We start from the raw sequence: 8,865 nt of genomic DNA on the forward strand, positions 1-8,865 counted from the left end.
CCTGCTTTTGGGACAATAAATAATAAGATGGAGGATACAGATGAACCTTCTCATTAGAGGATTAACACAGGAAGAGGTTAGCTATCTAAAAGCTCTTGCAAAAAAAATAAAGCCAAATCATTAAATGATTTTCTGCTCTCAATCTGTCGTGAAAAAATTGAGTACGGAAAATTTAATCGTGCTCAAGATTTGTATGTGGCTCATTTAGAAAATATGAAATTAGCTTCTGACCATGTTCTGGAACAAATGAAAAAACAGACAAGCATACTCTCAGAATTTGAAGAAAAAATGGATTGTTATGGCGATCATATTTCACGTTGGTTAGAGTATCAGGGGGAGGTGGAAAGTGATGACTAAAAATTTTTTAATTAGAAATGTTCCTGATGATATGTTTGAACAACTTCAGGCTATTTCAAAAAAATATAACTATCCAAGTTTCAATGAGTTTATGTTATCGCAAGTTCAAAATATCGTAATGAATGACGGATTGAATTTGTACAATAATCAATTTGCGGAAACATTATCTGATATCAAAAAACAACAAAGTCAGATTTTAGAATTGATGTTGAAGAATGAAATTTCTCTTTCAGCTTTAAATGTTAAACAAGATATTGTAAATGAACTAATCACAAATTGGTTACATTTTATGGATGATGTATCAGCACTTGAAGCTGAACGACGGTCAGGTGGTGTTTGAAAATGAAGAAGAATAAATCTCTGTTCATCATTCTCATTTTTCTTGCAATCTTTATCGTACAACCTAACAATTTTAATGCTATCAAATCTGGCTTAACACAAAATGATATCCCGAATCAATTGAACATAGCCGATTCAGCTGAAGAAAAAAATTCCGACTCAAATTTGAATCCTACTCTGAAAAATGATGATTTGAAATCGAAGGAGTATGATGGAAAAAATCAGGTCATTGTCGTCAATGAAAAATCACAATTTACAAAAAGCGAATTGAGTTTAGAAAATGGCAGCTGGGAAAAATATTCTGATCTAGATTTTTTAAATCGTGTAGGAATTGCTGAAGCGATGTTGGGAAAAGAATTGATGCCAACAGAAGACAGAGAATCTATTTCGTCTGTCACACCGACAGGGTGGAAAAATAAAAAAATAATTTTCAACGGGAAAGAAGATTATTTATATAATCGTTCTCACTTAATTGGTTTTCAATTAAGTGGAGAAAATGCGAATGCTAAAAATTTATTTACAGGTACACGTGCTTTAAATGCAAATTTTGAAGATGAACAATCATCAATGGTCTACTATGAAAATAAAATTGCTAACTACATAAAAAATACGAACCACCATGTTCGCTATCGAGTGACTCCCATCTTTAGAAATGTGGAATTAGTTGCTAGAGGAGTTCGTATGGAAGCACAGAGTATTGAAGATGATGAGATCTCATTTGATGTGTATATCTTTAATATTCAACCAGGATATAAAATCAATTATTTGACAGGATCATCTCAGAAAATTTGAGGAGGGAAAAATGAATCCAAGACTTAGCTTATATTTTAGCGAAGAAACACATGAAAAATTTAAGGAAATAAAATCCTACTTGAAAGAATCGTCTGCTTTGCAGAAACAGTATCGAAATAATTCAGCAACACTTGTCACTTTGATTGAAGTTTTTTATAAACTTTTTATTGAATTAGGAGAAGGAAAAAATTTCTATGAGCGACTGACTCAGCTGGAAAAAAATTGGGGGGATACCTCTGATTCTGGAAATGACAACAAGGCAATTCATCGTCAACTTGATCAAATTCTCTATCTAACACTAACCAACTTTCATGCTATTACGAAAGATGATTTTGATGTTCAAGAATTGGAATCTATTCATTCACGATTGGATCCTACACAACATGAATTGATGGCACGAATCAACGATATTATTCAAGAAGATATTGCACGTGGTCAAACTATCAAACATTCTCATTGAGGTACAGTAAATGGTAGATATTGTTGAAATTTATTTAGAAACAGGAGATTTTCATGAAGCGGTGAAACAGTCAGGGCTGCCAACTCATATAGCTCATTTGAAATTAATAAAGAGTGGCTGCCTTAAAATTCAAGATAAAATTCAGTATGGTTCCAGGACAGCTAAGCTCGGGGGAATGGCCGAGGAGCTTTTTCAAAAGTATGTTCCAGATGCAACGGATGCGAATAAGTATTTCAAGAAAAATAATCCAGTATATGATTTTTGGCTAGATGGTCTAACGATTGATGTAAAATACAGCTCATTGTATAAAAGGAAAAACGGGAACTCCCATCACTGGCAATTGAGGACAAAAGGAAATCAAGATTTTATTGTCGCCTTTTTAGAACGAGAAAGTGGTTCAGAGTTAGAAAAACCAAATATCTTGTTGATTCCCATGCAATTTGTTGAAGAGCAAAAAGAATTACATATTTCTCAATCAGGACGATGGATTAATGATTTTCAAGTTGAACCTGAAGAATTACAACCGTTATTAAAAGACTATGCTCTTTTAAGAAAAAATGGACTATTTTAATTCAAAGAGAGGAAAATAATGAACGTGTCTTCTAGTCCAAGTATTACCTTCATGCTACAATATACAGAAGCAAATAGTGGGTTTGTAGACTACACCAATAGAGACGAAGCTGTCGAGGTTGATAATGAATTAAATTTAGAAACGCACAGACAAAATATTGAGTCTCTAACCGAAGATGAACTACAAAAAATCCAAGCTGAAGTTCCAGAAACAAAATTTAATTTCCAGGAGTACATCGATTATATGAATCGTTCTTATGCTACTGAAAATCAAAATGAAGAGATGACAGCGATTTTTACAGAAGAGGCCAATTACTTGCAGCGTAGCAAAGTAACTGAATTGAAAAGCAAGTTAGAACAGGCTTATCAAAATGGCTCCCTTCTATGGCAAGGTGTTATCTCTTTTGATAATGACTTTCTGGCTAAGGAGGGATTATATGATTTGGAAACTGGGAAAGTTGATCAGCAAGCTATCAAGTCGGTCATACGTGAAGCATTGCCAAGGTTGATTGAAAAAGAAGGATTATCCGACTCATCATTTTGGTGGGCTAACATTCACTTGAACACGGATAATATTCATGTGCATTTTGGTTTATCTGAAGTTGAATCTGCAAGAGAAAAATTTTTCTATCGACCTCGTGGACGAATGGAGTATAGAGGGAACTTTTCCCAAAAAACCATTGAGCGTTTTAAAAGTGATGTTTTTCATGGCCTGTTAAATGAACAGACTAGAGGAATGATTGTTAGAAGAGAACAAATTTTGGCCAATATTAGAAGTGAGTTGATTAATTCTGTATTTAGAAATCAGATGGTGCGTTCTTCAGCTGAAAAAAATTTTTTGGAGCAGGCTTATAATCATTTGCCAATGGATAAAAAATGGCGTTATGGATCAAATGCAAGAGATTTTGCAGTCAGCAAATTCTTCATCGACCGCTATCTGGATTCCTATTTAGAAAATGATGGGAAAGAGCTCTATCAAGAATTTCTGAAAGAAACAAAGGACTTCCTAAAAACCTATAGAGGAGCTTATTCAGCTGAAAAAAAATCAACCTACGAGAAGATTCGGAAAGTTGATGGTCGTTTTGAGAAAACACAACAGGAGGCTGCAGGCTATCATCTGCAGCAATTAATTGCGAGACGAGAGAAGGAGTTGAGAGAACGACTAGCAAATAAAATCTTGCATCTATTTCGTGAGAATGCTCCTGAAATAGCTGACGTTCGGCTGGAAAAAAATTTGGCCAATTTCTCAGTAAAGAATCAGAAATTAATTTTAGCCCAGGATCCTAACGCAAGTGTTATCAAAACACTAGATGCCTGGAAAAAACTGGGTTATGATTTGAAAGATGGGGCGAAACCTCTTGAAATCACAAAACCAGTCTATGCTACTTATGATAAACACGGAACAGGTTTGGGACGTCCTGAATTTGTTACGGAATTAGTTTATGATGTGAGTCAGATGAAAGAAGACTTACTACAGAAGCAACTTAGTTTAAGGGACTTGTCGCTATTCTCTTCAGCTGATTTGAAAGATCTTGTAGAAGCGGCCAAAAAGAAAAGCGATCGATCATTGAAGGAACGTCAAGAGTTAGGGACGTTCCGATATGCATTAAAATTGAGTTTATTGGAAGAAAAACAAAGTAGTTTATTAGTTCGTAAAACTCTTTTTGATCAAATTCAACCACTTGAAACGGATAAGTCATTTGTTGAATTAAAAAAGAAGGAGATTCTTCAAAGACTGCAGCTGACTGAATTGCAGCTGACTCCAAATTATAAACTGAGTGAAGCAGACCAATCTCTGAGACAATCTCTTGCTAACCAGTTTGAAGATAGTGTTTCATTTTCTATAGAAAAGGCTGATTCATTAACAATTCAAGCACCTATTAAACGTTTGAAGGAGGAATTAGCTACAATTCAACCTCTTCAAGATGAAGGAGTTTTGACCATTCTAAAGGGCTATCCTGTTACGAAAGATAGCTACGTAGAAGAATTACAGACACATATCTCTATTTTTCAGTTGAAACATCAGATTTATAGTCGAAACAAGGAAATTTCACAAACGACTGATCAAGCAACTGTTCAAAAATTAAAACAGGAGAATTCAAAGGGATTTTCTGAACTCAAATTACTCTATCAAAAATTGTTGCCAGAGGAGGAAAGTAACCAGAAAAGTCAGTTAGCTCAAGCTGTTTCACAGAAAATGCAAGAAAGAAAGGTCTTGCAAAGAAAAAATATCCAACAATCCCAAGGTAAAGCAATCATCAATACAGATTTCATGAGAAATCTGACCAATTCTCTTCAAAGGGCTCAACGTGCAAATAAAAAAGCCCTTATGGAACGTGAGAGAAGCGATGAGAGACAAGAATTGGAGGAAAAAGGACAAAGTATATAAAGGGAGGTGTTTGGAGCCAAATAAAAGCCGTGGAAAATCACGGCTTTCGCTGTACGAATGGAATGTTGTATAAAAGAATACCAGCTTTTTCAGCTGGTATTCTTTAAAATTCTAACAGATCACTTTCTACAACTGCCTCAAGTGCCAAAGATGTTCTTCCTTTATCTTCAAAATCAATAACAATTGTATTTTCTTTGATTTCTACCACTTTTCCTGTTCCAAATGATAGATGTTTGACTGTTGAACCTACAACGTCCTTGTGAGCCTCAATCCACTCATTTACTTTCTCGTTTTCTTCCTGAGACTGAATAAGACCAGACTGTTTCATCAATTCGACTGCCTCAAAATATCCATCTACAAATGTCTGTTTGAAATCTGAACCAATAGATAATTCTGAGCGTTTTACAGGCTCACCCAATCCCAGCATTAGTTGAATAGCTTTCAAAATGACATCATCTGAGGCGTTGCGGCTATCAATTTGACCGCCGACCGCATCGCCGTAGACACCGTAAAAGCGGCCATCTTCGCTATCGTAACCGTAAATATCCATGATATTACTTGTACCAAGATTGCAATAAACTGCTCCGTCCTCGTTTACAATAGCATACGACACATCATTGTTTTTAATAGTTTCAAGTAGTTCTTTTGCTGAAATCATTGTTAGTTCCTCCGCATATTTTGTCAATTTGATAGCATTTTCTAAACTCATTTTTTCGATCGGTGTTTTTCCTGTGACCCATCTGCTGATTGTAGTGTCACCAATTCCAGTAGCTTTAGAAATTCTATAAGCTGTTACAGTCTTTAGTAATTTTTGAATTTTGTTAAAATCTGCTTTACTCAATTTTCAATACCTCCTTACACTATTAATTATACCGCATTTTAATGCAATAGTCAAGCTTTTGTCATTATTTTTTAATTTAATTTGAGCAAATTATCCTGAAAAATGGAATTATATTGTCCCTTTAAATGGGATTTTTTGGTTATTGAATAGAATAGAGGGATAAAAGAGAAAGGAGAAGAAAAATGAAGTTGGTATTTCCAGATGTAGCAGTTGAAGACTTTGATTTCTCAGCTGAATGGTTAATTACGGCAATGAATGCCGATAGCAAGCAAGTGCATTTTGAGGGTCAAGGAAGAAATTCTGATTTAGAAATGGTTCTAGATTTTAAGGAAAATTCTGAGCTATTTGAATCTTTTTCAGTAGGGGAATTGGTTCACTTAGATCCAGAAACGTTTCTACAAGTAGAGAAAGAGCCGTATAAACCACAGTATGAAGGATTTTAAGGAGATTTTATATGACAGAACAAGAATCAAGACGTGGAAAAACTCGTAAAGAACGTGTTGAATTTGCACGTTCTAGAGATATTTTGGATGTTGCAAACGAGCTTCAGATGGATCTGGTTCGATCCGGACGAGACTATCGATGGAAAGAACATGATAGCCTAGTTATTTCACCTGATACAAATTTATGGAAATGGTTCTCTAGAAATACAGGTGGAGATGCGATTTCTTTGGTTGAGACGATAAAAGAAATAAGTTTTAACCAATCTGTAGATTTTTTGAATGATGGAAACTTTAAAGAGTTTCAAATGGTTGAAAGACCTCAAGAAGATTTTAAATACTATCTTGAGAAATACGAGCAGCCGTTTTCAGCTGGAAGAGACTACTTACGGAATCAACGTGGATTGTCGGATGAAACGATTGATTATTTTTTGGAACAGGGTATTTTAGCTCAAGCTAACGCCAAACTTGACTACTTTGCGGAAGGCACTGCTGGAGTTACGACAAATACGATTGAGCCAGTTATTGTATTCAAATCCCTTTCTTCTTCAGGTGAAGTTGTTGGAGCCTCTTTACAAGGAATCCAGGAGAATTGGGAGAAATGGCCAAAACATGGATATGCTAAAGTGATTATGAAAAATTCCGATCCTATGACAGGTATTCATGTCGATATTGGCAGTCCAAAACGATTGATTTTTACTGAGAGTCCAATTGATTTAATGTCCTACTATGAATTGCACAAGGATAGTCTTCAGGACGTCAGATTAGTTTCTATGGATGGTTTGAAAGAATCGACTATTGGCCGTCATCTATCTCAAATTCAAGCTGAAATTTCAGGACAACCACTTAGATGGACACCTGAACAAATGGCAGACGGACTTCAAGTGGCTATTGATCATCACTTTTTTGAAGATGGGAAAAATGCGGATTTAATCACCCTAGCTTTAGATAATGATAAAGCAGGTAGAACATTCATTCAAGAATTGGAGGCAAAAGGAGCTGTCATCAATTCAGATCTACCAGAACTAAAACCAGGACAAGATAAAACGGACTGGAATGATGTTCTAAAGAATCAACAGGAAGAAAAGCCTGATAACAGTCGTCTTGCCCAGGCACGTCGAAAATTGGAAAGACTAAGGGGTGAACAAGACGAGGCTATTTCAAGAGCTTATTCCCACCAAGCACTAACAAATGGGCAACCCGTGAATGATAAGCGAGGCGGTGCTAGCTTTATGCGTAAGCAAGAACAAATAGAAGGTCAAGTCTTCTCAAAGATGGATGAGATTAGGCAACAGGAAGAGCGAGTAGAGCGCCTGGAGCACCAACAACATTTGAAAGAAATGGGGTTGAATCGTCAGGGAAGTGGTCTGGAGATGAGTGTTCAAAATATACCTAGAATCCGTGAAGAGTTAGAAAAAGCTAAGCGTGGGGAGTCGTTCTTTACCAAAGCTACTCTCAAACGCTATCAAAAAGAGTTGACTAGACTTGAGGCTATATCTGAACAAATGGGTAAAACGAGCATTCAACCAGCAGCACAGGCCTTAATTGATGAGGGGCTAGTGAACCAGTGGCAAAAACAACCAAATACGTATTTTGTAAAAGGGTTACGAAGAGTTGCCCTGGAGTTGACTGAAGAAGGAGAGTTTCAATTATCTTCACAAATCAAGTATCATCCGAAAACAGATGAGGAAAGACTGAAGGTGGATGAATTACTTGCTAAACAAAGGCAAGAAAATGTAGGATTAACGCCCTCGAATCAGGAAAAATCAATCTCACCACAACCAGAGCCTATTGAAAAAAATCAAGACGAAGCAGGGTGGTTAGAAAAAAATTGGGACAATCTCACATTTTCGATAGAAAATAAAAAAACAGTCGTCATTGATCCGACTAGTATAGATAAGACGGTTGAAGAAAAACAAACTCCAGATAATCAAGAATCTATTACCACTACAGAGGAGAATGCTGGAAGATTGATGAGCTATGAAGAGGTAAAACGGGAAAACGAAGTATTAACTAAGAAATTAAATAATCGGATTCAATCTGGAGAATTATCAATCGAATTTGCACCAGATTTCTATCTGTATGATGTCTTTGCAAAGTTAGGAAATAGCCATCCTACAAAATATCTCAGCGATAAAAAAATGGAAGTGTTGTCTCCCATTCATTCACTTTTGACCTCTATTGATGATCAAACGATTGATTTATACAAGAAAAAAGGGACTCCTGAGCAAGATTCCTTGTATCAAGCATTGAAACCTCATCAGAGAACTTTGGGAGTAGATATTTCAACCCGATTTATTGGTGAACTTGCAATAGCAGCCTACAGTACTAACAAGCAGATAGAAAGCCTCTCAAGTGACAGTTTCGGCGTCTATTTTGGTGAAAGAACCCTTGATAATCTATCACAATCGGTTGAGCGAATGCTGGAGTATCCATTGATTGAATCGGGAACAAGAGACTTTGCCCATGGTTTTGTGACAACACCAAACACATTGTTCCACTATTTGGAAGAACAAGAGGGAGAAGTGATTTTAAATCGAGAATTATTGGATAACTTGATATCACGTCTTGATACTCACCCCATTAAGATAATGGAGGCTTCAGAAGAAGTGGAGTTTCAATTGTCTTCACAATCTAAGTATCGTCCGAAAACATCTGAAGAGCAGCAGAATGTAGA

Annotated in this window: 7 protein-coding genes and 2 pseudogenes; 8 read left to right on the forward strand and 1 reads right to left on the reverse strand. The window is 36.1% G+C overall.

Features of this window, described 5'->3' with window-relative positions; translation table 11 throughout:
• The first annotated feature begins 40 nt into the window (after positions 1-40).
• The 6 genes and pseudogenes from SORDD24_RS08325 to mobP2 all read left to right on the forward strand — a co-directional run bounded on the left by SORDD24_RS08325 (position 41) and on the right by mobP2 (position 4,907).
• A pseudogene (locus SORDD24_RS08325) lies at positions 41-357 on the forward strand (hypothetical protein).
• Positions 350-697 carry a hypothetical protein gene (locus SORDD24_RS08330; RefSeq protein WP_061409476.1) on the forward strand — a complete coding sequence of 116 codons (348 nt, stop codon included), beginning with the start codon at positions 350-352 and terminating at the stop codon, positions 695-697. The pseudogene SORDD24_RS08325 and the gene SORDD24_RS08330 overlap by 8 nt, the downstream one beginning before the upstream one ends.
• A gap of 2 nt (positions 698-699) precedes the next feature.
• Positions 700-1,488 carry a DNA/RNA non-specific endonuclease gene (locus tag SORDD24_RS08335; protein WP_061409477.1) on the forward strand — a complete coding sequence of 263 codons (789 nt, stop codon included), beginning with the start codon at positions 700-702 and terminating at the stop codon, positions 1,486-1,488.
• Between the two features lie 10 nt (positions 1,489-1,498).
• Positions 1,499-1,948 carry a hypothetical protein gene (locus SORDD24_RS08340; RefSeq protein WP_061409479.1) on the forward strand — a complete coding sequence of 150 codons (450 nt, stop codon included), beginning with the start codon at positions 1,499-1,501 and terminating at the stop codon, positions 1,946-1,948.
• A 10-nt stretch (positions 1,949-1,958) separates the two neighbouring features.
• Positions 1,959-2,519, forward strand: a complete 561-nt coding sequence (locus tag SORDD24_RS08345) for a hypothetical protein (RefSeq protein WP_007520048.1) — start codon at positions 1,959-1,961, stop codon at positions 2,517-2,519.
• A gap of 18 nt (positions 2,520-2,537) precedes the next feature.
• Entirely contained in the window at positions 2,538-4,907 is a 2,370-nt protein-coding gene (gene mobP2, locus SORDD24_RS08350; RefSeq protein WP_061409481.1) for a MobP2 family relaxase, read from the forward strand.
• Positions 4,908-5,010: 103 nt separating this feature from the next.
• Here the strand turns inward: mobP2 and SORDD24_RS08355 are convergent, their stop codons facing one another.
• Entirely contained in the window at positions 5,011-5,748 is a 738-nt protein-coding gene (locus tag SORDD24_RS08355) for a hypothetical protein (protein WP_061409483.1), read from the reverse strand.
• A 182-nt stretch (positions 5,749-5,930) separates the two neighbouring features.
• On the opposite strand from SORDD24_RS08355, the gene SORDD24_RS08360 reads away from it, so the two are divergent.
• Both SORDD24_RS08360 and SORDD24_RS08365 read left to right on the forward strand, forming a co-directional pair.
• Positions 5,931-6,191, forward strand: a complete 261-nt coding sequence (locus SORDD24_RS08360; protein ID WP_061409485.1) for a hypothetical protein — start codon at positions 5,931-5,933, stop codon at positions 6,189-6,191.
• Between the two features lie 11 nt (positions 6,192-6,202).
• A pseudogene (locus tag SORDD24_RS08365) lies at positions 6,203-8,865 on the forward strand (toprim domain-containing protein); the annotation flags it as partial.

This window comes from Streptococcus oralis (genome assembly GCF_001579175.1).
In the GTDB taxonomy this organism is placed as follows: Bacteria; Bacillota; Bacilli; order Lactobacillales; family Streptococcaceae; genus Streptococcus; species Streptococcus oralis_O.